Raw genomic sequence first — 26,017 nt, 5'->3', positions numbered from 1 at the left:
CGGGTTCAAATGAGCGCCAGCATACGCCCTTTCAGATCCGGACGACGATCCGCCGCTTGTACAGCTGCCACAGCCCTGCCCCGAGCACGAGCAGCAGCAGCGCGGAGTACGCGGCCGACGCGACGCGCGGCTCGGGAATCGCGCGCGCCAGCAGGGCCGCCAGCCGGTCGTGCGCGCTGCCCGCACCGCCCAGCGGCAGCTGCATCACAGTATCGATCAACGTGATGCCGACGAAGGCCAGGGTCGCGTTGGTGCCGAAGGCAAGCACGGGCCGCGTCCATGCCGGGGCTGCGCGGCCTGGCGGCACGAGCCGCATCAGCGCGAGCAGCGCCAGCAACGTGAAGCCGCCGGACAGCAGCGCGAAGCTCGGGGTCCACAGTTTTTTCACGACCGGCATGAGGGGATCGAGCAGCAGCCCGCCCAGCAGGCACGCCGCGCCGGCGATGGCGATGGCCGTCAAGGTGGCGCGCCTGTGCGACCGCATCAGCAGCACGGATGCGGCGACGCCCAGCAGCATGTTGACGAGCGCGCCCAATGTGGACACAAGACCTTCCGGGTCGTAGGTGACGACGTCGCCCGTCCGCCCCCACGGCCACAGGTGCGCGACGCCGAACACGGCGCGGTCGACGACGGCCGGCAGCGCGTGCGCGGAATCGAAGCACGCGCGGCCGCAGCCGGGCGCGTCCCACGCGAGCAGCAGCGCGCCATAGCCCGCCAGCAGCACGGCGATGGCCGCGACGAGCCCGCCCACGCGCAGGCCGTCGCGGCGCAGCGCCAGCGCGCATCCCGTGCCGGCGATCGCATAACACAGGCCGATGCGCTGCAGGATGCCCGGCAGGCGGACGTGGGCAACGTCGAACCCCGGCAGGAGGTTCAGGAAGACGCCCAGGGCGACGAGGATCGCGGAACGGCGCAGCACGTGGCCCGCGAGGGCCGCCCTGCCCTGGCCCTCGCGCCGACGCAGCGCATACGGCAGCGCGGCCCCCGCACAGAACAGGAACGCCGGAAAGATCATGTCGGCGATGGCGAACCCGCGCCACGACGCATGCGTGAGAAACGTGAACCGGTCGTCCCAGCCGCCCGCGTACGCGACCATCACCATGCCCATCACGGCCAGGCCGCGCAGCAGGTCGATGGCGACCACGCGCGGCGCGCGGGCGCCCGTGGCCGCGCCCGGCCGCGCTGCCGCCGGCGCCATGCCGGCCCCTATCTCCGCATCGAAACGCATCGGCTCGCCCATCGTCGCCTCCGTTATGAAAACGATTTCAACTATCCGGCGAAGGCGGGCTGTCGTCAAGTCCTGATGCATGGTCGGCAAGGTTGCCCGAAAGCCAATAGAATGGAAGACCACCCAACACAGGAGGTTCCATGCAACTCATCGGCATGCTCGATTCGCCCTTCGTCCGCCGCGTGGCCATCACGTTCGACCTGCAGGACATCCCGTTCGAACACAAGGCGCTGTCGGTCTTCCGCAACTTCGACGAATTCGCGGCCATCAACCCGACGGTCAAGGCGCCGACGCTCGTGCTGGACGACGGCTCGTTCCTCATCGATTCCACGCTGATGCTCGAATACGGCGACGCGCTGACGGGCCGCTCCCTGCTGCCCGCCGCCCCGGCCGCGCGTGCGCGTGCGCTGCGCGCGATCGGCCCCGCGCTGGCCGCGTGCGAAAAGACGGCGCAGATCGTCTACGAGCACAACCTGCGTCCGGCGGAAAAAATACACCAGCCCTGGCTCGACCGCGTGCAGGAACAATTGCTCGCCGCATTGAAGTTGCTCGAGGCCGAGGCGGACGCATTCGACGTCGACGCCCTCGACCAGGCCGCCGTCAGCGCCGCCGTCACGTGGTCGTTCGTCCGGCTGATGGTGCCGCAGATCGTCGCGGGCGATGCCTTCCCGCGCCTGGCCGCGTGGACCGCGCGCGCGGAAGCGCTGCCCGTCTTCCGCCGCTATCCGATCGATTGAACGGCCGCACTGGCCGAATCGCACCGGCCCCGACGGGCGGTTTTGTTATGATTGGCTGTTCGCAAACAAAGGACGCTTCATGACGCCGCCGCGCCCGCTTGCCGCTCTGGCCGCCACCCTCGTGGCGGCGTCGTTTTCCCTGTTCGCGGGCTGTGCCGCCGCGCCGCCGCAGGACGCCGTGTATCCGCTCCGCCCTGAGCAGAGCGTCGCCCTGGCGCATGGCCTCGTCCTCACGTACGACAGCTACAGCGACAGCCGCTGCCCCGCGAACACCCGCTGCGTGTGGGCCGGACGGCTGATCTTCCGCTTCGTCGTCCACGGCCCGGACGGCGCCGAGGAATTCACGCTTGGCCCCGACCAGCCGACGGCCACGCCGCCGTCGCTGCACGGCGCCCGCATCGCCCTCGACACGTCCGCGATCCCGCCCGCACGCGCGGCCGGCACGATGCGGCCGGGCGACATCATTCCCGTCACGCTCAAGATCACGGCCCCGCCCCGATGAGCGCCGCCACCCACATCCACTTCCTGCGCCAGCCATGACCACTTCCGTCAAAGCCCTCACTTGCGGACTGATCCTCTCGATCGTCCTCGCGCCGCCGCTCGCCCTCGCCAAGACGCCCGTCGCCACGGGGACAGGGGGCGCCGTCGCCACGATCAGCGAAAAGGCGTCGGCCGCCGCGATCGCCATCCTCGACAAGGGCGGCAACGCCGTCGACGCGGCCGTCGCGGCGGCGGCCACGCTGGGCGTCACCGATCCGTTCAGCTGCGGCATCGGCGGCGGCGGCTTCATGGTCGTGTATCTCGCGAAGGACAAGCGCGTGATCACGATCGACCACCGCGAGACGGCCCCCGCGTCGTTCAGCCCGACCGTCTTCCAGGACAACGGCAAGGCGATCGATTTCGACACGGCCGTCGCCAGCGGCGCGTCCGTCGGCGTGCCGGGCACCGTGCGCGGCTGGCACGAGGCGCTGGAGCGTTACGGCACGATGTCGTTCAAGCAGGTGCTGGCGCCCGCGATCCAGGTCGCGACGAAGGGCTTCCCCGTCAGCGAGACGATGCACGGCCTGATCGTCGGGAACGAAAAGAAGTTCGGCATGTTCGAGACGACGAGCCGCCTGTACCTGAAGAACGGCAAGGCGCTGCCGACGGGGACGATCGTCAAGAACCCGGACCTCGCCAAGGCCTACCGCGAGCTCGCGGCGAAAGGATATAAAACGTTTTACGAAGGCCCGCTGGCGCAGGCCGTCGTCGCCGCCGTCAACCGGCCGCCCGTCACGGCCGGCAGCCAGGTCCGCCCCGGCACGATGAGCCTCGCCGACCTCGCGAACTACGAGGTGCGCATCCGCCAGCCGATCCGCTCCACGTACCGCGGCTACGACGTGTACGGCATGCCGCCGCCCAGCAGCGGCGGCGTGACGGTGGCCGAGGCGCTGAACATCCTCGAAGGCTTCGACCTGAAGTCCATGCCGCGCGCGAACGCGGAGCACCTGTACCTGGAAGCGAGCCGCCTTGCGTTCGCCGACCGCAACGCCTATGTCGGCGACCCGGAATATGTCGACGCGCCCATCGAAGGCATGCTGTCGAAGCAGTTCGCGGCGCAGCGCCGCTCGCTGATCCGCCCCGACCGCGCGGCCGGCGTCGTCCCCGCCGGCGACGCCTTCCTGTACGAGAACGACCGCAGCTTCCCGCTGCGCCCGCAGCAGGACCTGATCATGCGCGAAGGCACGCACACGACGCACCTGACGGTGTCGGACAAATGGGGCAACGTCGTCGCCTACACGTTCACGATCGAATCATGGGGCGGCAGCGGCATCGTCGTGCCGGGCTACGGCTTCCTGCTGAATAACGAGATGACGGACTTCGACTTCACGGGCCCCGCACCCAACATCCCGGAAGCGGGCAAGCGCCCGCGCAGTAGCATGGCGCCGACGATCGCGTTCAAGGACGGCAAGCCCGCGTTCACCATCGGCAGCCCGGGCGGCGCCACGATCATCACGACGGTGCTGCAGACGATCGTCAACTACGTCGATCTCGGCATGCCGATGGACCAGGCCATCGACGCGCCGCGGCTGTCGCAGCGCAACGCCAAGGAGACGGCCGTCGAACCGGGTTTTACGGGCACCCCGCAAGCCCAGGCGCTGGAACAGTTCGGCCACAAGTGGGAAGCGAACCCCGAAGAAATCGGCGCCGCCAACGCCATCGTGTTCAACCCGGACGGCACCGTGACGGCCGTCAGCGAAGGCCACCGCCACGGCATCGGCACGGCGCTCGTGCAGAAGCGCGGGCACTGAACCCGCGCCCTGATCACGCCATCCGCCCCGCCGGGAACGCGGGTGGCGCGGCCAGCATGCGCTTCCAGTCGAGCCGCAATTGCACGGCGCAGATGGCAGGCGAGATCGCGATGAGCCATGGCCACACCGTCGTGCCGGTCACGTTGGCGAGGCCCATGGCCACGAGCGCCTGGGCGGCGACGTAGGCGGCAGCACGCAATGCCAGCGCCGGGTTCCAGCCGCCACGTTCGCTCGCATAATCGCTCAGCAGACCCATCATTGCCGCCTGGCCGGCCACGCAGCACAGGACGAGTTGGCGCAGCAGCGCATCCGGGCCGGTGGCGAACGGCAGCACGACGGCGGCGATGGCCACGGTCAACAAGACCCAGATCGAGAGCGCCTGACGCAGCATGCGTGTGGCGAGGCGCTGGTTCAGCAACGCGGCATCGCCGGCCAGTGGCGTCAGGCGCAGCAAGGCCTGCTCGCCTCGCGTGCGGCGCAGTTGCTGGCCGTACTGGGCCGTGCTGAACAAGACGATCAACGCCAGCGCGCCGGGAGCGACGATGGCGATCTGGCCGACGAACGCTTGCACGGCGGCGCCTTGCCACCGGCCCAGCGCGACATTCGCACCGACGGCGATGAGCAGCATGACGGCGATGGCGCCGATCCAGGCAGTCCAGTGTGCCGTCGGGCCCAGCGCATGCATCAGCATGGTGGCCGGGTCGGCGCGGCGCCGATCGCAGCGCAGTGCGACACGGTAGAACGAGAGATTGCCTTGCCCGACCATGCCTTGCGCCGTGGGCTGCTTGTCCTGTGTGCGCAAGGCGAACTGGTTCACGCGCTTGAGCTGATCGTCACGCCGTCCGAAATAGGCGTCGCCGCCGGCAGGATACAGCCAGCGTAGGCCCCACACCGCAGCGGGCAGGAGCAGGACGTCCAGTGTCCAGAGGGCAGCGTTGCCGGTCATCGGCGCCGCCCACGCCGGCGGCAGCATGACCTGCACAAGCCACGGCCCGTTCCCGCCCAACATCATCAGGTAAGGCACGTATTTGTTCCCCGCCATCAGCAGCGCCATCCCCAGCGTGGCGAACGCGACGAGCGGCAGCACGTGCCAGTTGCCGAGGCCGTACGCGATACCGAGCGTGGCGACGAACCAGTACGCTGCCGTCATCTGCCGCAGGCGGCGACGCTGGCGCGGCAGCAGCCACGCGTTGATGGGCGAATTCATGCGGATCGAACCGGGCACGAACAGGAATGTCCAGATGAACGCCAGCGCCATGAAGGCGGCGGCGATGATGAAGCGCAGCGCTTGCAGGGCCTGCAGGTCGCCGAGAATGGCCACGATGAGGCCGCAGGCGACGACGACGCCGGCGATCGCGCACACGGCGCGCACCCCGCCCGGCTCGCGCTGCGCCGCGGCCGCGCGCCAGATCATCCGATAGTCGTACAGCGCGGCGTTCATTGCGTCACCTCGATGAACAGGTCTTCCAGGCTGAGCGGTTCCACGCGCACGCCCGGCTCGCGCGCGAGACGCGCGACGTCGTCGCCGGGCGCCTGCACGATCACGCTCGTCATCGCGCCCTCGTGGCGCCGGCGCACTTCTCCCGCCAGCGGTGCGACCGACAAGGTGGCGGCCGGCACGACGATACGGCGCGCGCCTTCCAGCAGCGCGTCCGTCTGGCCCTGCAGCGCGATGCGGCCATCCTTCAGGAACGCGAGGTCGAACGCGACGCGCTCCAGGTCGGACAGGATGTGCGTCGAGAACACGACGGTCGTGCCGCGCTCGATCACCTGGTCGACCAGCTCGCGCAGGAATTCGCGCCGGCCGACGGGGTCCAGTGCGGACACGGGTTCGTCCAGGATCAGCAGGACCGGATCGTGCGCCAGCGCGCGGATGATGGCCAGTCTCTGCTGCTCGCCGCCGGACAGCCGCTTGATCGGCTTGTTGCGCAGGTCGGGCCCGAAGCCCCAGCGCGACAGCAGGCCCTCGACCTTGGCCGCATTCCAGCGCGGATACATGGCGCGGAAGTAGTCGAACATCTGCACGGGCGTCAGCCAGTCGAACAGGTCGGTCCGCTGCGGGACGTAGCCGATGCGGCCGCGCGCGTCCTCCGACAGCGCGGCCACGTCCTCGTCGAACAGCGACACGCCGCCGGCGTCGGCCTCGCGCAGCCCGAGCATGCACTCGAGCAGCGTGGACTTGCCGGCGCCGTTGCGGCCCAGCAGGCCGACCACCTGGCCGGGCGCGATCTGCCAGTCCAGCCCCGCGAGCACCCGCTGGCTGCCGAAATGCTTGCTGACCGAAGACATGCGAACGATGGGGGCACTCATTTTGTTTCCTTCAGAATGGTTGCGAACAGGGAGAGGACGGTGTCCGAATCGAGTTCGAGCTGGCGCGCCTCCGTGGCCGCGCGCTCGAGCGTGGGACGGAGCAGGCCGACGATGTCGGCTTTCGCGGCCGGCGCAGCCGACTCGGCCACCACCATGCCGAGCCCGCGCCGGCGCGCCAGCACGCCTTCCATTTCCAGCAGGCCGTAGGCCTTCGACACGGTCATCGGATTCAACGTGAGCGCCTGGGCGATCTCGCGCACGGACGGCATCTCGTCGCCGGGCCGGAGCTGGCCGCTGGCCGACAGGCGCCGGACCTGCTCGACGAGCTGGCGGTAGATCGGTTCCGGCGATCCGGTCGCGATCGAAAACAGGGAGGCGGGATGGGTTGGCATGGCGTCTACTGTATTAATTGAGTAATACAGTAGGACGAAAAACCGCCAGGGTCAAGGACTTTCTACATGCTGGCATCTCAATGTCTGGGTCGCGACCAGACGCGGCGCGGGGACGCACTTGCACGCGCAAAGATCATCCTGCAATGCGTACCGCCTGCCCTCCCAGTCGTCGGGGAGCCGGGGGCCGGCGCAGACGATCACGCCGTCGCTGTGACACTGCGGACAACTGACCTTGTCGCCCTCCAGTGCCATGCGCGCGCCATCGATCGACGAGAGGCTCGACGCGCCGATCACGGTGCCTCCTGCAGTCGTCCTCGCGCCAAGCGTGATGTGGTAGCGCTTCATGTGTCCTCCATGGATGGATGAGAAGGAAGCACAATCTACGCGCGTGGCCACGGCTGCCGGCTGATCGTCGTCAATACCAAAAAAGACGGCTCCCGAGGGAGCCGTTAAAAGGCGTGGGCGCCAAGCCGCCCACGTGGGAAGCCGCGGACGGAGACGGGTCCGCGGAGAGAACAAACAACGATTACAGGTGCGGGACGATCAGCGGCATGAGGTCGTCGAACGTGCGGCCGGTGCCGTTCTCGCCGATCGCATGCATCTTCCACTCGCCATTGTGGCGGTACAGCTTGGCCATGATCTGGGCCGTGTGCGAACCCTGCACGGACAGGTCGTAGCGTGCGATCTCCTTGCCATTGTTCGTATCGAAGATCCGGCAGAACGCGTTCTGCACCGTCGAGAAATTCTGGCCCGTGAAGCTGTTGACGGTGAAGACGAGCGACCTCACGTTAGGCGGCACCGTGCGCAGGTCGACGACGATCTGCTCGTCGTCGCCATCGCCCGCGCCCGTGCGGTTGTCGCCCGTGTGCGTGATGCTGCCGTCGCGGCTTTTCAGTTGACGGAACCAGACCACGTCGACGGGACGGTTCGTGTCGTCGAACATCACGACGGACGCGTCGAGGTCGATCGCGTCGCTCTTCGCGCCGAAGCCGAAGAAGCCGCCCTTCTTCGCCACGTCCCAGCCGAGGCCCATCGTTACGCGCGACAGGGCGCCGCCGGCTTCCTTCTCAAGCGAGATCTTCTGGCCCTTCTGCAGATTCACTGCCATTTTTCAGACTCCTTTCATGCGTCAGCGCGCAGGCGCCTGCGTCCACGCTTTGAACGCGGCGCGGTTGCGCGAACAGACGTAAATCTTGCCGCGACCGGAGAAGCGCAGGACGATGCCTTCGCCGCTGGTCTGGCTGTTGATCAAATTGCCCAGGAAGCCACCGCTGGTGCCGGTCGTGATCGAGATCTCGTAGTGCAAGGTGCTGTCCCAGGCGACGACGTGCGAGTTGTCGATGATCGCGTCCTTGCCCGGTTCCACTTCCAGTACGCTCATCGAGCCGAAGCCGGACACGACGACCTGGCCGCTGCCCGCCGTCTCCGTCACGAAGAAGCCGCCGCTCTGGGCGAACAGCGCATTGCCCAGGCTCTGCGTGCGCACGCGCAGGTCGACGCCGGATGCGGCCGCGACGAACGCGCCATCGCTGATGATGTACTGGTTCGGGCCGCAGTCGACGATCTGCATCGCACCGGGGAGCGTGGGCGACAGCAGGCAATCGCCATCGCCGCGTGCCGCCTCGATGTGCTGCTGGAAGAACGACTCGCCGTTGGCGAAGGTGCGCATCAGCGCGCTGCCCAGGCCCCCTTTCATCTTGCCCTTCAGGTCGAGCGTCGATTCCATCATGACCATCGCATCCGATTCGCAGTAGATGGTCTCGCCGCGCTTGAGCGACACATGCAGGAAGGGATCGACGTCCCCGGTCACGGTAAACACTGGCATTTGGCTTCCTTTCAGGACGGCACGTTGGTCAGACGCTCACGCCATAATTCTTGGCAAGGGGGCCGAGGCCGCCGTTGAAGCCCTGGCCCACCGCGCGGAACTTCCAGTCGGCGCCGTTACGATACACCTCGCCGAAAATCATCGCGGATTCGGTCGAACCGTCTTCGGACAGGTCGTAGCGGGCGATCTCGCTGTCGTTCGCGCCGTTGATGCAGCGGATGAACGCGCGGCTCACCTGGCCGAAATTCTGGCGACGCGTGTCGCCCTCGTGGATCGTCACCGCGAGCACGACGCGGTCGACGTCGGCCGGGACCTTGGCGAGGTCGATCGTCACCGTCTCGTCGTCGCCGTCACCGGCGCCCGTGCGGTTGTCGCCCGAGTGCACGACGGCACCGTCGGCGGAGCGCAGGTTGTTGTAGAAGATGAAGTCGGCGTCGGAACGCACCTTGCCGGCCTGGTTCAGCAGGAACACGACACCGTCCAGGTCGAACGCCGCGCCGTCCGTGCTGCGCAGGTCCCAGCCGAGGCCCAGTTTCAGTTTGGCCAGGCCCGGTGCTTCTTTCGACAGGTTGACGTTGCCGCCTTTTTGCAAGCTGATTGCCATGATGGTTCTCCATGTAGGGTGGGCACCCCGTGCCCACCGAGTTTCACGTTATCGGTTCGCATGGTGGGCTCGGGGAGCCCACCCTACGTTCCGTTCCACACCGTCTATACGATTGCCGTAGGATGGGCACCCCGTGCCCACCGTCATGCATCACTCCGCGTGCGCCAATTCCTTCGTGTGCACACCCAACGCTTCCTGCTTCTTGCGATACCGGATCGACGACCACACCGAGGCACCGATGAAGGCGACACCCGCGAGGCCCGTCACGAGCTCCGGCACGTGGAACTTCATACTGGCCAGCATGATCAGCGCGAGGATACCGATCGCGTAGTGAGCACCGTGTTCCAGGTACACGAACTGGTCGAGCGTGCCCTTCTCCACGAGGTACACCGTCAGCGAACGCACGAACATCGCACCGATCGCGAGGCCCAGCATGATGATCACGACGTCGTTGGTGATGGCAAAGGCGCCGATCACGCCGTCGAAGCTGAACGATGCATCCAGCACTTCCAGGTACAGGAAGCCGCCGATACCGCCGCGCTTGACCATCTCGCCCACGTCGCCGCCGCCCTCTTCCGATTTCTCGAGCATGTTCGACAGCACGTCCACGCCGACGTAGATCAGGATGCCCCACAGGCCCGACATCAGCACGACCATCTTCTGCGCTTCCGGCACCAGCGTCAGGCTGCCCATCAGCGCGCCGATCGCGATCATCACGGAGATCGACGACACCTTGCCGAGCGATCCGAGCTTTTCTTCGAAGTGGCCGAGCCAGTGGTGCTCCTTCTCGTCATCGAACAGGAAGTTCAGGAAGACCAGCAGCAGGAACATGCCGCCGAACGCCGCCACTTCGGCGTGGTGGTTCGTCAGGTGCATCGAGTACTGCTTCGGGTCCTGCAACGCCATGTTCCACACGTCCATCAGGCCCAGGTCGGCCGCCACCGCGACGATCACGAGCGGGAACAGCAGGCGCATGCCGAAGACGGCGATGATGATGCCCACGCCCAGGAACAGCTTTTTCCAGAACGGGTCCCAGGTCTTCAGCACGGAGGCGTTGACCACCGCGTTGTCGAACGACAGCGAGACTTCCATCACCGCGAGGATCGCGGCGATACCCACTGCCGTCAGCGCGCCGGCCAGGCCGGCATGCGAGTAGCCCCACCACGCGGAGCCCACCAGGCACAACGCCGTCACGATGAACGACATCCTGAAATGTTTCATTCTCATCTCCCTTCTGGGATGTATGTTGTTGACAAGGCGCAGTGTAGAGGCGATGATCCGAATGAAAAAGCGAAGATAACGAGAGAATCACTTCGGAAAAACCTGCGTTATTCACTCAATAATGAAAACCGACATCAATTTCCGTCACCTGTACTACTTCTGGGTCGTGGCCAACGAAGGGGGTATCACGCGGGCTGCCGAACGTCTCGGTCTCGCCGTGCAGACGGTCAGTTCGCAACTGACGTTGCTGGAACAATCGCTGGGCAAGACCTTGTTCGCGCAGCAGGGCCGGCGCCTCGTGCTGACGGAAGCGGGCCGCTTGGCGCTGGGCTATGCCGACCAGATCTTCCTGCTGGGCGAGCAGATGCAGGAAGCGCTGAACGAATTCGACAGCGGCCGCACGCGCCTCACCGTGGGCATCTCGGATTCGCTGCCGAAGCTGTCGGCCTACCGCATGCTGGAAGCGGCCACGCGGATGGAGCGGCCCGTGCGCATCGTGTGCTACGAGGACCAGTTCGAGGCGCTGTTGGCCGACCTGGCGCTGCACAAGCTGGACGTCGTGCTGACGGACCGCGAAGTGCGCGCCGGCGCGACGTTGAAGGTGTTCAGCCACCAGCTGTTCGACAGCGAGATGGTCGTCGTGGGCGCGCCCGCGCTCGCGCAGCGCTACGGCGGCGCCGGCGCGGGCTTTCCGCAGAATCTGAACAGCGCGCCGTTCCTGCTGCCGGCACGTAATAATGCCCTGCGCGGCAAGATCGACGAATGGTTCGTGCAGCATCACGTCCGGCCGGACGTCGTCGGGGAGTTCGAGGACAACGCCCTCCTCAACACGTTCGGCCGGCGCGGCCTGGGCCTGTTCTTCGCGCCGGCCGCGCTGGCGGACGACGTGGCCGAGCAGTTCGGCGCCGTGCAGGTGGGCCTCGTGCCGACCGTGCGCGAACAGTTCTACATGATTTCGAGCGACCGCAAGATCATGCATCCGGCGGTCGAGGCCATCCTGGCGGGGTCGCAAAAAGGCGGCGCCGCGGCCTGACCGTTACAATGGTCCCGGCTTTGCCTTCTGAACAAATTTACTATTTATGCAAAACGTACTGCTCGTCGTTCTCGCGCTGCTGCTGGTGGCGCTGAACGGCTTCTTCGTGGCGGCCGAATTCGGCATCGTCACCCTGCGCAAGACGCGCGTGCGCGCCATCGCCAAGACGGGCGGCCTGCGCGGACGCATCCTGTTCAAGGTCCACAGCCAGCTGGACGCCTATCTCTCCGCCTGCCAGCTGGGCATCACGCTGGCGTCGCTGGGCCTGGGCTGGGTGGGCGAACCCGCGTTCGCGAAGCTGATGGAGCCCGTGTTTGCGCTGCTCGGCATCACGAGCGCGCAAATCATCCACGGCGTGTCGTTCGTCGTCGCGTTCAGCGTGATCTCGTTCCTGCACATCGTCGTGGGCGAGCTGGCGCCGAAGTCGCTCGCGATCCGCGTGCCGGAAGCCGTCGGCTTGTGGAGCGCCTTGCCGCTCTACGGCTTTTACTGGGCGATGTACCCGGCGATCTGGGTGCTGAACGAAAGCGCGAACCTCGTGCTGCGCATCGCCGGCCTGTCGGGCGTGGGCAGCCACGAGACGCATTATTCGAACGACGAATTGAAGATCATCCTGCGCACCAACACGGGCGCGCCGGGCGAACGCTTCACGCACGACGAGCGCCACATCCTCGCGCAGTCGCTGGAGTTTTCCCAGCACACGGTGTCGGACCTGATGCGGCCCATTAACGAGGTGAGCGCGCTGTACGCGAGCCGGACGCTGGAACAGAACCTCGACACGATGCGCCGCAACCGCTTCTCGCGCTACCCGTATTTCGACGAGGACGGCGAGGAAGTGCTGGGCGTGATCCACCTGAAGGACTTGTTCTTCGCCGAGCAGTCCGGCAAGGACGTCGACGACCTGACGGAGTACCTGCGCCCCGTCGACCTGATCTCCGCGCGCACGCCCGCGATCGAACTGTTCCGCCGGTTCCGCGGCGGCGCCCCGCACTTCGCACTGATCGGCGAAAAGGGCAAGCGCCCCGTCGGCTTCATCACGCTGGACAACCTGCTGGGCGCGATCGTCGGCGAGATCCGCGACGAATTCCGCCTCAACGAGAACGACTGGCTGCCGCAGGGCGATGGCACTTATATCGGCAAGGCGAGCCTGCCCATCGTGTCGCTGGAGCGCGTGCTCGGCATCGACATCAATAACGAAGAGATGGGACTGGACGAGGTGGAGTCCGTCGGCGGGCTGTTGATGGCGAAGCTGGGCGACATCCCCAAGCAGGGCCAGCGCATCGAATTCCCTCAGTTCGACGTCGTCGTCAAGAAAACGAACGGGCCCCGCATCCTGCTCGTGAAAGTGATTCCACAGCTGGAACGCGGGGCCGACGAGGATGACCTCGACTGACCGGGCTTGATCAGTCGCGTGCGCCGACGGCGTTGGTCTTGCGCGTCGCCGATTGTGCCGTGTGCCAGTACGACTTGGTGCCGATGATGCTCAGGTCACCGGTCAAGCGCGGCAGGCGCGGACGATAGCTCAGGTCGATGTCGTTGAAGTTCAGGGTCACCGCATTCGTGCCGGGCGCATCGCGCGTCACGTCGCCCGTGCAATAGCCGACGTACACATTCGAATCGATCTTCTTGTCACCCAGCGCCTTGCTGCTGACGTACAAGGGATACGGCTTGTGCTTCGCGTCGTCGTAATAGCGCGACATCGCCACGAACGTATTGTGTTCGACGGTGAGCCCCCAGCTGCGCGTGGCCAGGGCCGACTCCACGCCGAACGTCAACGATGCGCCATTCGAGCCATTGCCGGAGAAATTCTTCACGAAGATCGTGTTACGCACGGTCAGTTCGCCACCATCGGGGACGTCGAGCAGGTACGACTCGCCCAGCTCGCCCGTCGCGGCACGGTGGCCGGTCAGGTACGAGCCTTCGATGATCGTCCGCTGCGCACGCGATTTCAGCTCGTGGCCGTAGTACGAATCGTGGCTCCACGAACCCGTCACGCGGAAGGTGAACGTCGGATCGGTGGTGCTGCCGTTGATGTACGCATTGTGCTCGGGGCCGCCGCCGCCGCCGTTGCTGTCGAGTTCGACGTTTTCGAACACGATCGAGCCCGCCGTGTTACCGGTCGAGAAAATACCGTTGGCGCTGTGCTGCTTGAAGCCGGCGATGCGGACATTACGCAACGTCAGGTCCTTGGCCGCGTTGACGTAGATCGCCGCCTTGCCGAGCCTGCCGCCGGTCGGCGAATCGACGATGTCGAGATTTTCGATCGTGATGTTGCTCGCCCACGCCGTGACCTTCTTGTCCGCATCGTACGCACCGTCGATGTAGATGAGGCCCTGTCCGTAGGTCGAGTTCGAAGCGCCCGTCGGCGGATTGACGATCACCGGACGCTTGCCGTCGACCGTAACGCCGCGGATCGTGATGTTGCTCGGCACCACGTATTTGCCGGCTTTGAAGTCCGCATCGTTGGCGAAGTTCGGGCCGATGTAGATCTGCATGTCCTTGCCGCTATAGACCGCCGGGTAGACGAGGAACGTGTCGCCGCTCTTCCATTGGAGGTAAGGCGCCCGGCGGAATGGACCGACGCTCGTGTCGGTGCCATTTTCGCTGTTGGGCTTGGAACGCGTGGCCGGGTCGCCGCCCAGCGCGGTATAGGTCGCGATGGGCACACCGTCGCGCACCTGCACGATCTTCGGCGTGCCGGACGTCGCCGGCGCGGCCTGCGTCACGATCGACGCCGGGTTCCAATTCCATTGCGTCGGGTACTGGCCGTCCTGGCAAAAGTTGGACGAGTACTGCGTTGCCGGCGAATAGCTTTCCTGCCCGAGCAGCGTCGCCGCGATCGGGGGCGGAGGAAGGCTGGACGCGATGTCGGCGGTCGTCGGCGTCGGTGCAGGTGCCGGCACGGGTGCGGGTGCGGGCGCCGTGGTCACCGTCGCAGGCGGCGTGGATTCGGTCGTCGTGGGCGTCGTGGACGGCGGCGTCGCCGTGGGTACCGACGGCATGGACGATGCGGTCGACGTCGTGGATGCCGTCGTCGATACCGGTTCACCCATGCCGCCGCCTCCGCCGCAGGCGGACAACGTGCCCACGGTACCGAGGATGGCGGTCAACATTACTGCGCGGCTGGATTTAGATTTCAATTTGTAATCTCGAGTCAATGGTAGAAATACCGACAAAAAATTATTTTCCCGTAGTAACCGGATTTTACCACCGGAAATAATTTTCCCACCGGAAAATGTCACGTGAATTGCGCAGAACCAACAAAGTGTTGACAGTTGCGCCAGCGCAGCCAGGCGCTGCGCCCGCCATCCGTTGTCGGTCGATCATCTTGCGGCGCGTCACGCGCCAGCAGTGCGCCGCGCTTCCTCGCGATACCGCCCGGGCGACTTGCCCACCAGCCGGCGGAAGTCCGATGTGAAATGGGCCTGGTCGAAATAGCCGAGGCCTTGCGCCAGCGTGGCCAGGTCGACGTCGGCACCGGTCGCCAACTGGTCCGCCGCCTCGTGCAGGCGGAAGCGCCGGATCACCCATTTCGGGCTCACGCCCACGTACTCGCCGAACAGCGCCTGCAGGCTGCGCACGCCCATGCCGGCCACGCCAGCCAGCGCCTCGACGTGCGTCAGGCCGGGCGTACCTTCGACCGCGCGCAGGATGGCGGCGATCTTGTCCACCTGCGGGTCGGGCGCCGGCAGGACGGTGCGCAGCAGCGCGTTCGCCGCGTCGACCATCGCCGTGTCGTCGGGCGTGTCCAGCACGGCGTCCTGCGCGGCCATCTCGTCCCACGGGAAGACGGCGGACAGCGGCAGCACCTTGTCCGTGATCGTGTGCAGCGGCCGGCCGAGGAAGGCGCGGAAAGCGCCGGGCCGGAAACGCAGGCCGCATACCTTGCCCGCATCCTTCAATTCATAATCGAACGGGCCCGTCGTGAGTCCCCAGATGCCCGTGCGGGCGCGGTCGAACACAACGTGCACGCAAGGGTAAGGCAAGGTGCGCTGCGTGTGCGCGGGACGGCCCCGCAAGTCCCACTCGACGACCCAGTAATGGTCGAGGAACGGCGCCAGGTCGGGCGGCGGCAGGTAGCGGCCGAGGCGGAACATCCGGCCGGCAAGCGCCGGTGCGACCACACCCTTGGCGCGGTCCGTAACGGTATGCAGATTGCTCATCGATCTCGTCGCAGTCGTGAGAATCCCGCGATTCTAGCATTCGCGTTTTTCCAAGACCGCGGTCGTGACGGCGCCTAAGCTGGCAATTCACCGCCATCACGAGGACGCCATGAACCTGACCTTCTTCCACGCCCCGAATTCGCGCTCCGGCGCCACCCGCATCCTGCTCGAGGAGCTGGGCGCGCCCTACGACCTGCACGTGCTGAACCTCAAGAAGAACGAGCAGCGCGCGCCGGCCTACCTGGCCGTCAACCCGATGGGCAAGGTGCCCGCCATCGTGCACGACGACGCCCTCGTCACCGAACAGCCCGCGATCTTCATCCACCTCGCCGACCTGTTTCCCGATGCGGGCCTCGCGCCGGCGCCGGGCGACCCGCTGCGCGGCCCCTACCTGCGCTGGCTCGCGTTCTACGGCTCGTCGTTCGAACCGGCGATCAACGACGTCGCGATGAAGCGCGAGCCGGCGCCGCCGATGATGTGCCCCTACGGCGACTTCGACACGATGCTGGCCACGCTGACGCGCCAGCTGCGCGCAGGCCCTTACCTGCTGGGCGAGCGCTTTTCCGCGGCCGACGTCCTGTGGGGCACGGCCCTCGGCTGGATGACGATGTTCAAGCTCGTGCCGGAACTGCCCGAGGTCATGGCGTACATCGACCGCGTCAGTTCGCGTCCGGCCGCGCGCCGGGCCGCGGAAGCGGATGCGCAGCTCGCGGCCGCGCAAGGTTGACGACACTCGTCGCCGTTGTCATGGTGTCGCGCACCTGGCCATGCGGGTGGCGGCGGCCTGCCGAGCGACGCCGCCGCAACCTGGCGCCACCGGTTCGCGGCGTGGCGTGCACGGTCCGGCGCAACCCGCTCGACCGGGCGTGGCGGGCGCCGCTATCGTGGCGTCTCCACCACTTCGGAATTCATCATGCGCGCTGCTCTCTCGCTCATCCTCGCCGCCTGCCTCGCAGCCTCCTTCGGCACGCCGGGCCACGCGGCCAATGTCACCACCGACGCCGACGTCGCCGCCATCCGCCAGGTCGTGCAGCAATTCCAGACCGCCATCGTCGCCCACGACGGCAAGACCCTCGGGTCGCTGTTCATGCCCGAAGGCGGCGCCTGGCGATCCGCGCTGGACGAAACGACGTACGCCGCCGCGAAATCCCGCAACCCGGCCGCGCCGCGGACGATGCCGTCGACGTGGCAGGACTTCGCCGGCTTCGTCCAGCGCTCCACCAAACCGATCGAGGAACGCTTCCACGACGTGCGCATCGACACGAACGGCACCGTCGCGTCGGTGTGGTTCGACTTCGAGTTCCTCGAAGAAGGCAAGGTCACGAACCGCGGCAGCGAGACGTGGCAGCTCGTGCGTACGGACGACGGCTGGAAAATCAACGCGATGCTGTATTCCATCGGACACTGACGCAGGCTAGAATGACCGCTTCCTCGCGCACGAGCCTCCCGTGAAAGACGACATCCCGCTGGCCATCCCCGTGTTCGCCGCCCTGCCGGTGTTCGCCTGCATGGTCATCCTCGGCCTGCCGGCACTCGGCCATGGCCACGCGACCGAATTCCGCATCCTCTTCTTCGTCGCCTGCGCCGTCTGGACCGTGCCGCTGACGCTGATGCAGCGCGCCCTGTGGCGCCAGGGCCGCGCGTGGTGGGCGATGGCCCTCGTGCTGCTGGCCGTGACGTATGCGATGTCCGTCGTGAACAGCTTGCTGGGCCAGCGTCTGGCGATCGCGCTCGGGCTGGAGCAGGGCTACCACTGGGGCGACCTGGTGCGGGGCCTGGACAGCTGCTGGCTCGCGCTGATCGCGTTCTGCGCCATGCACGCGGTGGCCGTGTACTACGTGTCGCTGCAGCGCACCCGGCTGCGCCTCGCGCAGGCGCTCGCGGACGCGCGCAACGCCGAGCTGCGCGCGCTGCGGCTGCAAGTCAATCCGCACTTCCTGTTCAACACGCTGAACGCCGTGTCGGCGCTCGTCGCGGCCGGTGCGAACCGCGACGCGAACCGCATGCTCGCCAGCGTATCCGAATTCCTGCGCGCCACGCTCGCGCACGACGGTCGCCACGAGCACTCGCTGGCCGAGGAACTGGCGCTCACGGAAACGTACCTGGACATCGAGAAGGCGCGCCTCGGCGACCGCCTGCAGCTGACGATGCACGCGGGCCCCGACCTGCTCGATGCCGCCGTCCCCTACCTGATGCTGCAGCCGATCGTGGAGAACGCGGTCCGCCACGGCATCGCGCCGCTCGGTGCGCCCGGCCGCATCGACATCCGCATCGCGCGCCACGGCGCCGCGCTGCGCGTCGACGTGCACAACGACGGCGCGCAGCCGGCGGCGCCAGGCCGCGGCATCGGCCTGCCCAACGTGGCGGAGCGCCTGCGCCACCTGTACGGCGATGCCCAGCGCGTCGACGCGGGCTGGCGCGCCGACGGCCGCTTCCACGTGGCCCTCGTGCTGCCGCTGCGGGAGGCCGCATGATCCGCGTCGCGCTCGTCGACGACGAACCGCTGGCGCGGCTCGCCGTGAAGGCGCGGCTCGCGCGCCATGCGGACATCGCACTCGTCGCGGAATACGGCGACAGCATCACGGCCGCTGCCGGCCTTGCCGCCGTCCGTCCGGACCTCGTGTTCGTCGACGTCGAGATGCCGGGCCGGAACGGCCTCGACATGCTGGCCGCCCTGCCCCGCGCCGAGCGGCCGCTCGCAATCCTGCTCACCGCGCACGACAACTTCGCCGTGCGCGCGTTCGACCTGGCCGCGCTCGACTACCTGCTGAAACCCGTCGACGACGACCGCCTGGACGAAGCGCTGGACCGCGCCCGCCTCGCCTTGCCGTACCGCCGCCCCGACGCGGCGCGGCCCGCGGCGGCGGCGTGGACGCGCACCTTCTCCGTCCGCGTCGGCACCCGCACCGTGCTCGTCGAGGCGACCGACGTGGAACGCATCGAGGCCGACGGCGACTACGCCACCCTGCACGTCGGCAGCCGAACCTACCTCGTGCGCGAACGCCTGCAGGCGCTGGCGCTGCGCCTCGACCCAAGCGTGTTCCAGCGCGTGCACCGCTCGTCCATCGTGCGCCTGGACCGCATCGCCGAACTGCGCGCGCTGACCAACCGCGACGCGCTGCTGCGCCTGCGCGACGGCACGCTGCTGCGCGCGAGCCGCACCTACATGCCGGCGCTGACGGAGGCGCTCGCGCGCCGCAACGGCGTGCCGGCTACCGAACCAGGCAACCCGGCCCACATCGCATGACCGAACCCGTCACCACTCCACGCCTGCGCGGCCTTGACCTGCTGCGCGCTGCCGCCATCCTGCTCGTCCTGATGACGCATTACGCCGGCTTCGTCAACCGCGCGCCCACGTTCGGCGCCGTGGGCCAGGCCGGCTGGGCCGGCGTCGACCTGTTCTTCGTGCTGAGCGGCTACCTCATCGGCAACCAGTTGCTGGCGCCCGCGGCGCGCGGCGAAGACTTGTCGTTGAAGGCGTTCTTCGTGCGGCGCCTGCTGCGCACGCTGCCGAATTACTACGTCGTGCTGGCCGTGTACTGGCTGTTCCCGGGGCCGGCGCTGGGCGGGCCGACCGCGCCCGCGGCGTGGCGGTTCCTGACGTTCACGCAGAACTTCGGGCTCGCCTACGGCCAGACGTTCTCGCATTCCTGGTCGCTGTGCATCGAGGAGCAGTTCTACCTGCTGCTGCCCCTCGCCGTGCTGGCGCTGGCCCGCAGCGGCTTTCCCCTGAGGCTCGCGTGGACCTTGCTGGTCGGCGCCATCGCGGGCGGCATGGCCACGCGCGCCGCGGCGTTCCTGTTGGACGGCCACGACGCGTTCTCGGCCGAGGTCTATTATTCGAGCTTCTGCCGCGCCGACGAACTGCTGCCCGGCGTCGCCATCGCGCTGCTGCGCAACTTCCACCCGCAGGCGTTCGCGCGCCTGCTGCGCCACGCGAACGCGCTGTGCGCCGCCGGCCTCGCGGCGAGCATCGGCATCCTCACGTGCATCCACCTCGACTGGCCGACGACGTGGGTCACCTCGACGTTCGGCTTCTCGCTGGTGGCGCTGAGTTTCAGCCTGCTCGTGTGCGCATCCCTCGCGCCGCACTGCGTGCTGAACAGGATCCACGTGCCGGGCGCCGCGTCGCTGGCGCTGTGGTCGTACGCCGTCTACCTCGTGCACAAGCCCGTGTTCATGGTCTTGCGGCCGCAGCTGGAACGTCTGCACGTCGACACGGGCGCGCCCGTGACCATCGTGGCCGTCATGGCCGCGGGCATCGCCGGCGGCTGGCTCCTCTACCGCTGCGTGGAGACGCCGTTCATGCGCCTGCGCGCGCGCTGGAGCGCCACGTACGCCACCGCTCGTACCACCGAACACGCATTCCGTCGCACGGCCGGCACACGCTGATCCGCGCGGGTCTAGAGTGGCCGCATCGCCACTCGCCGGATGCCGCCATGCTGGAGCTGCACAACGTCACCAAGACCTTCGGCAAGAACGTCACGGCCGTCGCCGACGCGTCACTGCGCCTCGCCACGCTCACGCGACCGAGCGGCGGCCGGATCCTGTTCGACGGCGGCGACGTCGTGGCGCGGCCCGATGCGCTGCGCAACCGCCTGGGCTACCTGCCGCAGGACTTCGACGTCTACCGCAACGTGACGGCGCTCGAATTCATGCGCCACTTCGCCGCACTGAAGGGCGTGCGCGACGCGGGCCGCATCCGCCGCCTGCTGGCATGAGTGCGGCCGTCCCGGGCGGGTCGGCGCGGCGCTACTGGCGCCAGTTCGCCGCGAGCGTCGTGCTCGGGCTGATGTTCACAGGCGTCGCCATACTGCACGTCGCGGTGACGGACCCGGTGCGCGCGGCCGCCTTGCTGTCCGGCGTGTTCGCGCTGGCCGCGTTCGCGACCATGCTGGGCCGCACGAGCGGCACGTCGCGCACGTTCCTCGCGCTGTTCCTGCTCGTCCTGTACGTGAGCGCCAACGTGAGCCGCGGCGCGTGGGCCGACGTGGTCGGCTTCCACGGCACTGCGACGGCCGCATCGAGTCTCGCGTGGGCGGGGCTCGGCGTGCTCGCGCTGCTTAGCGGCCATCTGTGGAACCGGCGCGCGCTGCCGGTCTGAGACGTCAGGCGCGCGCCCTCGGCCGCCGCCACGTCTTGCCCGGCAAGGCAAGCGTGGCGGACGGGCCGGCGTCATGCCGCCGAGCCGGACGCCTTGCGGCGGCGTGCGCGGCCCAGCACCAGGGCGAACGCGCCGGCGCCCAGCAGCAGCGGATTCGCCGGTTCGGGCACCTGGCCGGCGGGCGGCACGGAAGCGACGGTGGTGAAGTCGTCCATGACGTACCAGCCGGTGTCGCGCGTGATGGTCAGCGACGACACGTTGTTGAACGCCGCGGCCGCCCACACGTAGGCGTCGCCGATCGCGACGTGCCCCGTCGTGCCGATCAGGTTATTGCCGGCGTCATAGGCGGAAATGGCGACCCACGACGCCTTGTCGGCGGGGCCGACCGGCGCCGCGAACCACGCGCCGGCGAAATTGAACGGCGTGGCGCTGCTGATGGTGGCGCCGTCGTCGCTGAAGCCGTTCACGGCGAAATGCGTGCCGCCGTGGGCGGCGTTACCGTAGCCGACGGTGTTGTCGCCGGCGAACCAATCGTCGCCGAAGGTCAGGCCGGCGTACGGATTGAGATCGCTCAGGCTGGTGGGGTCGCCGTCCGTTATCACGACGTCCTCGAAACCGATGACACCGGCGTTGGCGGCGCCGGCCAGCATCAGGCTGGCGCTGGCGATCAGGGCGAACAGAGTCTTTTTCATGATGTTGTCCTTTGCTGTGTCAGGGTGCGTTATTTGCAGATGTCGCCGGTCACTTGCGGCATATTCACGTTCATCGCGTCCTGGCCGCCGAAGACGAAACCGAACGAGGCCGTCCCGCCCGGAGCGATGTCCTTGTTCCAGCCACCGCCATCCGAACCGGTGAACGTCGGCGCGGTGCCCGTCACGACGCCGTTCCACGCGTTGCCCGCCACATACGTGCCGTCGGTGTAGGTCCAGGAGACCTGCCAGCCATGCAGCGTTTCCGTACCCTGGTTGGTGATCGAGACAGTGGCGATGCCACCGCCCCACCAGCTGCCGGAGAGTTGGTACGTGCACAGGGCGGTGGGCGCCGGCTTGACCGGCACTTGCGGCACCACTTGCACGTCGCCGTTCGCATCGATCTTGCCGTAGGCGATGCCGCGGCTGTTGGTGCTCATGTAGACCGTGCCGTAGGTGTTCATGTCGCCGTTGACCCAGCCCTGGATCGCGCCGCCGTACTGGTGGGCATCGTCGTTGACGCGATCCCAGTGCGCGCCCTTGTCGATCGACCGCAACAGGCCACGCGACGCCCCCACCGTGCCCCACATGTAGAGGGTCGGATAGTTTGCGCCGGGCGCTTCCTTGCCCAGGCCGACGGCGCCGCAGGAGCTGATGCCGCCCACGCTCGTGAAGGTGACGCCCGAGTCGACCGAATGGGACAGGCCTTTGGAGTCCAGGCAGGCCCACACGTCGCCCTCGATGCCGGGCGTGGCGCGCACCAGGCTGTTGCCGCCCACCGCCAGGCTGGCTTTCGCGGTGAACGACACGCCGCCATCGGTGCTGACCAGCATCTGGCCGCTCGCCCGGTCGTAGACGTAGAACTTGGCCGGGTTGACCTTGTCGGCGACCGGATAGGCGTCCTTCACGGACAGGCCGGCCACCGGCGTCCAGTTGGTGCCGAAGTCGGTCGAACGGTATGTCGTGGTCGAGCCTGCCGGGCTGTGCAGCAGCACGAAGCCGTCGGCCGACAGGGCCACCCTGCCGAAGTTGCCGTTCATGGACGGCGCCGCTTGCCAGCTCGCGCCCATATTCGTCGAGACGTAGATCTTGTCCCAGGCGGCCCGCGCCATCACTTGCGGTGCCTGCGCCGCAACGGCGAGGCCGGTGTTCGTGCCACCGCCCGGATTATGGCGGATGCCGTACTGGGCCGGATCGGTGTGGACGAAGCCGTCGTAGTCGCCGATGGTCGACACCAGCGGGCCGCCCGGAATGCTCTCGACGGCGGTCGGGACGCTCTCTTCGATGCCGTGCACGTCGAACTTCCAGGTGCTCAGCGATGCATCGATGTCGCTCGTCTTGAACACGCCGTTACCCGAGATCACCCATGCGCTCTTCGAATCGAAGGGGTCGAACTCGACGTCGCCGGCCCAGTGGATCGACGAGTACTTGACCCAGTCGATGCCGTTCGGGTCGATCTCGAAGCCGCGTTGCATCAGGTCGACCCAGGAGCGGCCCGCGTCGTAGGACGTGAAGATGTGGTCGCCGTAGGTGGCCGGCTGCTGTTGCTGCAGCCGGTACATGTTGGTGGTCGACGTGATCAGGTGTTTCGGATTGTTCGGGTCCACGCTGATGCCGGCGAACGCGTTGGTCATGCCGGCCGGCGTGACGTTCGTCCACACGCCGAGGATGGTGTTGTATTCCCAGACCTGGCCCGTGGTCATCGGTTCGCTGTCGTTCAGGCCGTGCGGTCCGGCGCCGTTGGCATAGGTCAGGTACAGGCGTCCCTTGGACGTGATTGCCGCGCGCTGCGGCATCAGGCTCGTCGGCGCGCCCGCGACCGGGGCGAAGGTGACGCCGCCGTCCTTGCTCATGTACAGGCTCGGTCCGGCCGAACCGTAACGCGACACGCCGACGTAGATGCGCTTGGCCGTGCCGCCGCTGACGCTGGTCGGATCGAGCAGCACGAAGCTGATGCCGTTGCCGTTCGCCGTCGAGCCCACGGTCAGTCCGGCCACGTGGGTCCACGTCTTGCCCGAATCGACGCTCTTGAACAGGCCGTTGTCGCGGGTACCGACGAACAGGACGTTGCTCGAACCCGGGTCGACCTGCAGTTTTTCGCCATTCTGGCGGCCCATGCCATTGCCGTGGGCCTTGAACTGGGACGTCACGTCGACCAGGTCGAAATGCTGGCCATAGTCGGTCGAGCGCATGATCACGGTCTTGCCGTTGCTGAAGTAGCTGGTCCCTGCCAGCATGTAGACGGTGCCCGGGTTGCGCGGGTCGACCGCGATCGACTCTACGCCCATCAGGCCGGTATCCGCTTCGCTGATCCAGTCCGTCAGCGGGATCCAGCGGCTGTTCTGGGTGTCCCAGCGGTAGGAACCGCCCACGTCGGTGCGGGCATAGACCACGCCGCGCTCGACCTTGCTTGGGATGACACCAATGACATAACCAGCGCCGCCCATTGCGACGTTGTCCCAGCGATAGGTTTCGGCGTTCGCGCCCAGCGAGAACAGCAGGCCCAAGGTCAGGGCCAGCGTTTTTTTCAATTGCATCGTTGTCTCCGTTTTTAGTCTTGGAAGGTCCCAGCCTGTTCCCGTCGTCGAGGACGAGGGCTGAGTGACTTTATGAGCGGAAACAATTATGTAAGGACGATGCACGTGCTAATAGTCCATTAATCACTAGCCTGATTAATGAAATACATCAAAGCATTTCCACACGGAATCTATTCAAAACTATCCATGTGCGACCGCCGTGCCGGCGTCGGATCAGGCGCCGTCGGCGCCCTGCTTCACGATCGGATCGCGCGTGTGCGTCCAGCCACTCATCAGCGAATAGCCGACGGCCAGCAACGTGGGCCCGATGAACATGCCGACGAAGCCGAATGCGATCACGCCGCCCAGTACGCCCAGCAGCGTGAGCAGGAACGGCAGGCTGGAGCCGCGGCTGATCAGCATCGGACGCACGACGTTGTCGACGCCGCTGATCAGGAAGAAGCCCCACACGAGCATGAAGATGCCCCACCCCGTCTCGCCCTGCGCGAACAGCCACAGCGCCGCGCCGCCCCACACGATGGGCGGGCCGACGGGAATCAACGACGACACGAACACGAGCACCGACAGCAGCGCCACCGCGGGCACGTGCGCGATGGCGAAACCGGCGGCCGCGACGAGCGCCTGCGCCAGCGCCGTACCGAGCAGGCCGTACATCACGCCGCGCACGGTCTGGCCGACGATGTCCATGACGTCCGGCGCGTCGTCACCCATGATGCGGCGCATGGCGGCGGCGATCACGTTCATCAATGCCGCGCCGTCGCGGTAGAAGAAGAAACTGACGAATGCGGCGAGGCTCATCTGCGCGACGCCGGCGCCCAGCATCATCCCGCCGGACAGCAGCGCGTGGCGTGCCGGTTCGACCATGCGCCGCGCCAGTTCCATCATGCGTTCGCGGCTGGCGACGAGCTGGCGCAGGTAGTTGTCCAGCTGGTCCCCGACGAGCGGGATGTCGCGCACCCACGCGGGGGGCAGCAGCTCGCCCTGGTCCAGCGCGGCGCGGATCTGGTCGAACGACGATGCGACGTTGTCCGCGAGGTTGTAGGCGACGAGCGCCAGCGGGATGATCACGAGCAGCGTGAGCGACAAGGTCATCGTCAGCGCGGCGGCCGTGCGCCGGCCGCGCAGGCGCCGCAGCAGCTTCTGGTACAAGGGCCAGGACGAGATGACGACGGCCGCCGCGAACAGGATCGCGGCCAGGAACGGTTGCAGGACGTACAGGCAGCCGACGGTCAGCAGGATGACGGCGCCGGCGCGCGCATGATTCCTGCCTGGCCGCGTGTCCATCAGGAGAGCAGCTGGCGCAGGTCGTGCACGATCGGGTCAGCGCCCTGGCCGTGGCGGATGAACAGGCGCAGGCGGCCGTCGCGGTCGAAGACGTAGCTGCCGGCCGTGTGGTCGATCGTGTAGCTGCCCGGCTCCGTGCCCGGCACCTTCGAGTAGAACACCTTGAAATCCTTGGCCGTCTTCGCCGTCTGGTCAGGCGTGCCGCGCAGGCCGATGAAGCGCTTGTCGAATGCGGGCACGTACTGGGACAGCAGTTGCTGTGTGTCGCGCTCGGGGTCGAGGGTAATGAACAGCACCTGCACCTGGTCGGCGAGCGGCCCCAGTTTCTGCATGACGGACGCCATTTCCGCCATCGTCGTCGGGCACACGTCCGGGCATTGCGTGTAGCCGAAGAAGACGACGACGACCTTGCCCTTGAAGTCGGCCAGGGTGCGCGGCTTGCCCGTGTGGTCGGTCAGCGCGAAGCCTTTCGCGTAGTCGAGGCCCGTGACGTCCGTGTTCTGGAAGGCCTCTTTCTGCTTGCCCGGCAGTTTGTCGCATGCGGCGAGGGAGACGGTCAATGCGCAGGCGGCGACGAGCGCGGGCAGCAGTTTTTTCAT

Annotated in this window: 27 protein-coding genes; 12 read left to right on the top strand and 15 right to left on the bottom strand. The window is 67.3% G+C overall.

Annotated elements, in window-relative coordinates; all coding sequences use genetic code 11:
- Nucleotides 1–31 precede the first annotated feature (31 nt).
- A complete protein-coding gene (locus HAV22_RS17100) occupies nt 32–1,240 on the bottom strand; it encodes an acyltransferase family protein (RefSeq protein WP_166860626.1) in 1,209 nt (402 codons plus the stop codon).
- A gap of 128 nt (nt 1,241–1,368) precedes the next feature.
- Between HAV22_RS17100 and HAV22_RS17095 the strand changes: the two genes are divergently transcribed.
- The 3 genes from HAV22_RS17095 to ggt all read left to right on the top strand — a co-directional run bounded on the left by HAV22_RS17095 (nt 1,369) and on the right by ggt (nt 4,256).
- Complete coding sequence (locus HAV22_RS17095) at nt 1,369–1,965, top strand: glutathione S-transferase (RefSeq protein ID WP_166860625.1); 597 nt, start codon at nt 1,369–1,371, stop codon at nt 1,963–1,965.
- Nucleotides 1,966–2,044: 79 nt separating this feature from the next.
- Nucleotides 2,045–2,467, top strand: a complete 423-nt coding sequence (locus HAV22_RS17090) for a hypothetical protein (RefSeq protein WP_166860624.1) — start codon at nt 2,045–2,047, stop codon at nt 2,465–2,467.
- 34 nt (nt 2,468–2,501) lie between these two features.
- On the top strand, nt 2,502–4,256 hold the full coding sequence (gene ggt / locus HAV22_RS17085) for a gamma-glutamyltransferase (RefSeq protein ID WP_166860622.1): 1,755 nt from the start codon (nt 2,502–2,504) through the stop codon (nt 4,254–4,256).
- Between the two features lie 13 nt (nt 4,257–4,269).
- On the opposite strand, the gene HAV22_RS17080 is transcribed toward ggt, so the two are convergent.
- From HAV22_RS17080 to HAV22_RS17045, 8 genes are all read right to left on the bottom strand, one after another.
- On the bottom strand, nt 4,270–5,697 hold the full coding sequence (locus tag HAV22_RS17080; RefSeq protein ID WP_166860620.1) for a hypothetical protein: 1,428 nt from the start codon (nt 5,695–5,697) through the stop codon (nt 4,270–4,272).
- Complete coding sequence (locus tag HAV22_RS17075) at nt 5,694–6,566, bottom strand: ABC transporter ATP-binding protein (RefSeq protein WP_166860618.1); 873 nt, start codon at nt 6,564–6,566, stop codon at nt 5,694–5,696. The genes HAV22_RS17080 and HAV22_RS17075 overlap by 4 nt, the downstream gene beginning before the upstream one ends.
- Nucleotides 6,563–6,958 (bottom strand): GntR family transcriptional regulator, encoded by a 396-nt coding sequence (locus HAV22_RS17070; RefSeq protein ID WP_166860616.1) that lies wholly within the window; start codon nt 6,956–6,958, stop codon nt 6,563–6,565. The genes HAV22_RS17075 and HAV22_RS17070 overlap by 4 nt, the downstream gene beginning before the upstream one ends.
- Before the next feature lie 51 nt (nt 6,959–7,009).
- Complete coding sequence (locus tag HAV22_RS17065; RefSeq protein WP_166860614.1) at nt 7,010–7,303, bottom strand: PAAR domain-containing protein; 294 nt, start codon at nt 7,301–7,303, stop codon at nt 7,010–7,012.
- A gap of 181 nt (nt 7,304–7,484) precedes the next feature.
- Complete coding sequence (locus HAV22_RS17060) at nt 7,485–8,066, bottom strand: TerD family protein (RefSeq protein ID WP_166860612.1); 582 nt, start codon at nt 8,064–8,066, stop codon at nt 7,485–7,487.
- Nucleotides 8,067–8,087: 21 nt separating this feature from the next.
- Nucleotides 8,088–8,783 carry a TIGR00266 family protein gene (locus HAV22_RS17055; RefSeq protein WP_166860610.1) on the bottom strand — a complete coding sequence of 232 codons (696 nt, stop codon included), beginning with the start codon at nt 8,781–8,783 and terminating at the stop codon, nt 8,088–8,090.
- A gap of 28 nt (nt 8,784–8,811) precedes the next feature.
- Nucleotides 8,812–9,387, bottom strand: a complete 576-nt coding sequence (locus HAV22_RS17050) for a TerD family protein (protein ID WP_166860608.1) — start codon at nt 9,385–9,387, stop codon at nt 8,812–8,814.
- 150 nt (nt 9,388–9,537) lie between these two features.
- Nucleotides 9,538–10,608, bottom strand: a complete 1,071-nt coding sequence (locus HAV22_RS17045; protein WP_166860606.1) for a DUF475 domain-containing protein — start codon at nt 10,606–10,608, stop codon at nt 9,538–9,540.
- A gap of 121 nt (nt 10,609–10,729) precedes the next feature.
- Here HAV22_RS17045 and HAV22_RS17040 point away from each other — a divergent pair, with 121 nt between their 5' ends.
- Both HAV22_RS17040 and HAV22_RS17035 read left to right on the top strand, forming a co-directional pair.
- Nucleotides 10,730–11,641: a LysR family transcriptional regulator gene (locus HAV22_RS17040; RefSeq protein WP_166860604.1), complete on the top strand. Its 912-nt coding sequence runs from the start codon at nt 10,730–10,732 to the stop codon at nt 11,639–11,641.
- A 46-nt stretch (nt 11,642–11,687) separates the two neighbouring features.
- Nucleotides 11,688–13,034: a hemolysin family protein gene (locus HAV22_RS17035; protein ID WP_166860602.1), complete on the top strand. Its 1,347-nt coding sequence runs from the start codon at nt 11,688–11,690 to the stop codon at nt 13,032–13,034.
- Between the two features lie 10 nt (nt 13,035–13,044).
- Here the strand turns inward: HAV22_RS17035 and HAV22_RS17030 are convergent, their stop codons facing one another.
- A complete protein-coding gene (locus tag HAV22_RS17030) occupies nt 13,045–14,754 on the bottom strand; it encodes a pectinesterase (RefSeq protein WP_166860601.1) in 1,710 nt (569 codons plus the stop codon).
- 225 nt (nt 14,755–14,979) lie between these two features.
- On the bottom strand, nt 14,980–15,804 hold the full coding sequence (locus HAV22_RS17025; protein WP_166860599.1) for a helix-turn-helix domain-containing protein: 825 nt from the start codon (nt 15,802–15,804) through the stop codon (nt 14,980–14,982).
- Between the two features lie 109 nt (nt 15,805–15,913).
- Here HAV22_RS17025 and HAV22_RS17020 point away from each other — a divergent pair, with 109 nt between their 5' ends.
- From HAV22_RS17020 to HAV22_RS16990, 7 genes are all read left to right on the top strand, one after another.
- Nucleotides 15,914–16,531 carry a glutathione S-transferase family protein gene (locus HAV22_RS17020; protein ID WP_166860597.1) on the top strand — a complete coding sequence of 206 codons (618 nt, stop codon included), beginning with the start codon at nt 15,914–15,916 and terminating at the stop codon, nt 16,529–16,531.
- Nucleotides 16,532–16,717: 186 nt separating this feature from the next.
- Complete coding sequence (locus HAV22_RS17015) at nt 16,718–17,212, top strand: nuclear transport factor 2 family protein (RefSeq protein WP_166860595.1); 495 nt, start codon at nt 16,718–16,720, stop codon at nt 17,210–17,212.
- A 40-nt stretch (nt 17,213–17,252) separates the two neighbouring features.
- Nucleotides 17,253–18,278 carry a sensor histidine kinase gene (locus tag HAV22_RS17010; protein WP_371869671.1) on the top strand — a complete coding sequence of 342 codons (1,026 nt, stop codon included), beginning with the start codon at nt 17,253–17,255 and terminating at the stop codon, nt 18,276–18,278.
- The gene (locus HAV22_RS17005) at nt 18,275–19,051 is read left to right on the top strand and encodes a LytR/AlgR family response regulator transcription factor (protein WP_166860593.1); all 777 of its coding nucleotides are present in this window, start codon (nt 18,275–18,277) and stop codon (nt 19,049–19,051) included. The genes HAV22_RS17010 and HAV22_RS17005 overlap by 4 nt, the downstream gene beginning before the upstream one ends.
- On the top strand, nt 19,048–20,196 hold the full coding sequence (locus HAV22_RS17000) for an acyltransferase family protein (protein WP_166860591.1): 1,149 nt from the start codon (nt 19,048–19,050) through the stop codon (nt 20,194–20,196). The genes HAV22_RS17005 and HAV22_RS17000 overlap by 4 nt, the downstream gene beginning before the upstream one ends.
- Nucleotides 20,197–20,243: 47 nt before the next feature.
- On the top strand, nt 20,244–20,525 hold the full coding sequence (locus HAV22_RS16995) for a P-loop NTPase family protein (protein WP_208296239.1): 282 nt from the start codon (nt 20,244–20,246) through the stop codon (nt 20,523–20,525).
- A complete protein-coding gene (locus tag HAV22_RS16990) occupies nt 20,522–20,908 on the top strand; it encodes a hypothetical protein (RefSeq protein ID WP_166860589.1) in 387 nt (128 codons plus the stop codon). The genes HAV22_RS16995 and HAV22_RS16990 overlap by 4 nt, the downstream gene beginning before the upstream one ends.
- Before the next feature lie 71 nt (nt 20,909–20,979).
- On the opposite strand, the gene HAV22_RS16985 is transcribed toward HAV22_RS16990, so the two are convergent.
- The 4 genes from HAV22_RS16985 to HAV22_RS16970 form a co-directional block, all read right to left on the bottom strand.
- Nucleotides 20,980–21,600, bottom strand: coding sequence for a PEP-CTERM sorting domain-containing protein (locus HAV22_RS16985; protein WP_166860587.1), 621 nt, complete (start codon nt 21,598–21,600; stop codon nt 20,980–20,982).
- A 29-nt stretch (nt 21,601–21,629) separates the two neighbouring features.
- Entirely contained in the window at nt 21,630–24,134 is a 2,505-nt protein-coding gene (locus HAV22_RS16980; protein WP_166860585.1) for a cellulose binding domain-containing protein, read from the bottom strand.
- Between the two features lie 213 nt (nt 24,135–24,347).
- Entirely contained in the window at nt 24,348–25,418 is a 1,071-nt protein-coding gene (locus tag HAV22_RS16975; RefSeq protein ID WP_166860583.1) for an AI-2E family transporter, read from the bottom strand.
- Entirely contained in the window at nt 25,418–26,017 is a 600-nt protein-coding gene (locus HAV22_RS16970; protein WP_166860896.1) for an SCO family protein, read from the bottom strand. Before HAV22_RS16970 ends, HAV22_RS16975 begins: the two co-directional genes overlap by 1 nt.

It is taken from the genome of Telluria antibiotica, assembly GCF_011682055.1.
Taxonomy (GTDB): domain Bacteria; phylum Pseudomonadota; class Gammaproteobacteria; order Burkholderiales; family Burkholderiaceae_D; genus Telluria; species Telluria antibiotica.
The sequence above is the reverse complement of the archived record's forward strand: the minus strand, read 5'-3'. Positions and strand labels throughout refer to the sequence as shown.

Coding starts and splice junctions, on each gene's coding strand:
- HAV22_RS16990 (WP_166860589.1), top strand. CDS start 20,522: ATGAGTGCGGCCGTCCCGGGCGGGTCGGCGCGGCGCTACTGGCGCCAG.
- HAV22_RS17020 (WP_166860597.1), top strand. CDS start 15,914: ATGAACCTGACCTTCTTCCACGCCCCGAATTCGCGCTCCGGCGCCACC.
- HAV22_RS17070 (WP_166860616.1), bottom strand. CDS start 6,958: ATGCCAACCCATCCCGCCTCCCTGTTTTCGATCGCGACCGGATCGCCG.
- HAV22_RS17040 (WP_166860604.1), top strand. CDS start 10,730: ATGAAAACCGACATCAATTTCCGTCACCTGTACTACTTCTGGGTCGTG.
- HAV22_RS16980 (WP_166860585.1), bottom strand. CDS start 24,134: ATGCAATTGAAAAAAACGCTGGCCCTGACCTTGGGCCTGCTGTTCTCG.
- HAV22_RS17100 (WP_166860626.1), bottom strand. CDS start 1,240: ATGGGCGAGCCGATGCGTTTCGATGCGGAGATAGGGGCCGGCATGGCG.
- HAV22_RS16975 (WP_166860583.1), bottom strand. CDS start 25,418: ATGGACACGCGGCCAGGCAGGAATCATGCGCGCGCCGGCGCCGTCATC.
- HAV22_RS17045 (WP_166860606.1), bottom strand. CDS start 10,608: ATGAAACATTTCAGGATGTCGTTCATCGTGACGGCGTTGTGCCTGGTG.
- HAV22_RS17000 (WP_166860591.1), top strand. CDS start 19,048: ATGACCGAACCCGTCACCACTCCACGCCTGCGCGGCCTTGACCTGCTG.
- HAV22_RS17090 (WP_166860624.1), top strand. CDS start 2,045: ATGACGCCGCCGCGCCCGCTTGCCGCTCTGGCCGCCACCCTCGTGGCG.
- ggt (WP_166860622.1), top strand. CDS start 2,502: ATGACCACTTCCGTCAAAGCCCTCACTTGCGGACTGATCCTCTCGATC.
- HAV22_RS17095 (WP_166860625.1), top strand. CDS start 1,369: ATGCAACTCATCGGCATGCTCGATTCGCCCTTCGTCCGCCGCGTGGCC.
- HAV22_RS17030 (WP_166860601.1), bottom strand. CDS start 14,754: ATGTTGACCGCCATCCTCGGTACCGTGGGCACGTTGTCCGCCTGCGGC.
- HAV22_RS17005 (WP_166860593.1), top strand. CDS start 18,275: ATGATCCGCGTCGCGCTCGTCGACGACGAACCGCTGGCGCGGCTCGCC.
- HAV22_RS17065 (WP_166860614.1), bottom strand. CDS start 7,303: ATGAAGCGCTACCACATCACGCTTGGCGCGAGGACGACTGCAGGAGGC.
- HAV22_RS16970 (WP_166860896.1), bottom strand. CDS start 26,017: ATGAAAAAACTGCTGCCCGCGCTCGTCGCCGCCTGCGCATTGACCGTC.
- HAV22_RS17050 (WP_166860608.1), bottom strand. CDS start 9,387: ATGGCAATCAGCTTGCAAAAAGGCGGCAACGTCAACCTGTCGAAAGAA.
- HAV22_RS17015 (WP_166860595.1), top strand. CDS start 16,718: ATGCGCGCTGCTCTCTCGCTCATCCTCGCCGCCTGCCTCGCAGCCTCC.
- HAV22_RS16985 (WP_166860587.1), bottom strand. CDS start 21,600: ATGAAAAAGACTCTGTTCGCCCTGATCGCCAGCGCCAGCCTGATGCTG.
- HAV22_RS17075 (WP_166860618.1), bottom strand. CDS start 6,566: ATGAGTGCCCCCATCGTTCGCATGTCTTCGGTCAGCAAGCATTTCGGC.
- HAV22_RS17055 (WP_166860610.1), bottom strand. CDS start 8,783: ATGCCAGTGTTTACCGTGACCGGGGACGTCGATCCCTTCCTGCATGTG.
- HAV22_RS16995 (WP_208296239.1), top strand. CDS start 20,244: ATGCTGGAGCTGCACAACGTCACCAAGACCTTCGGCAAGAACGTCACG.
- HAV22_RS17080 (WP_166860620.1), bottom strand. CDS start 5,697: ATGAACGCCGCGCTGTACGACTATCGGATGATCTGGCGCGCGGCCGCG.
- HAV22_RS17060 (WP_166860612.1), bottom strand. CDS start 8,066: ATGGCAGTGAATCTGCAGAAGGGCCAGAAGATCTCGCTTGAGAAGGAA.
- HAV22_RS17035 (WP_166860602.1), top strand. CDS start 11,688: ATGCAAAACGTACTGCTCGTCGTTCTCGCGCTGCTGCTGGTGGCGCTG.
- HAV22_RS17025 (WP_166860599.1), bottom strand. CDS start 15,804: ATGAGCAATCTGCATACCGTTACGGACCGCGCCAAGGGTGTGGTCGCA.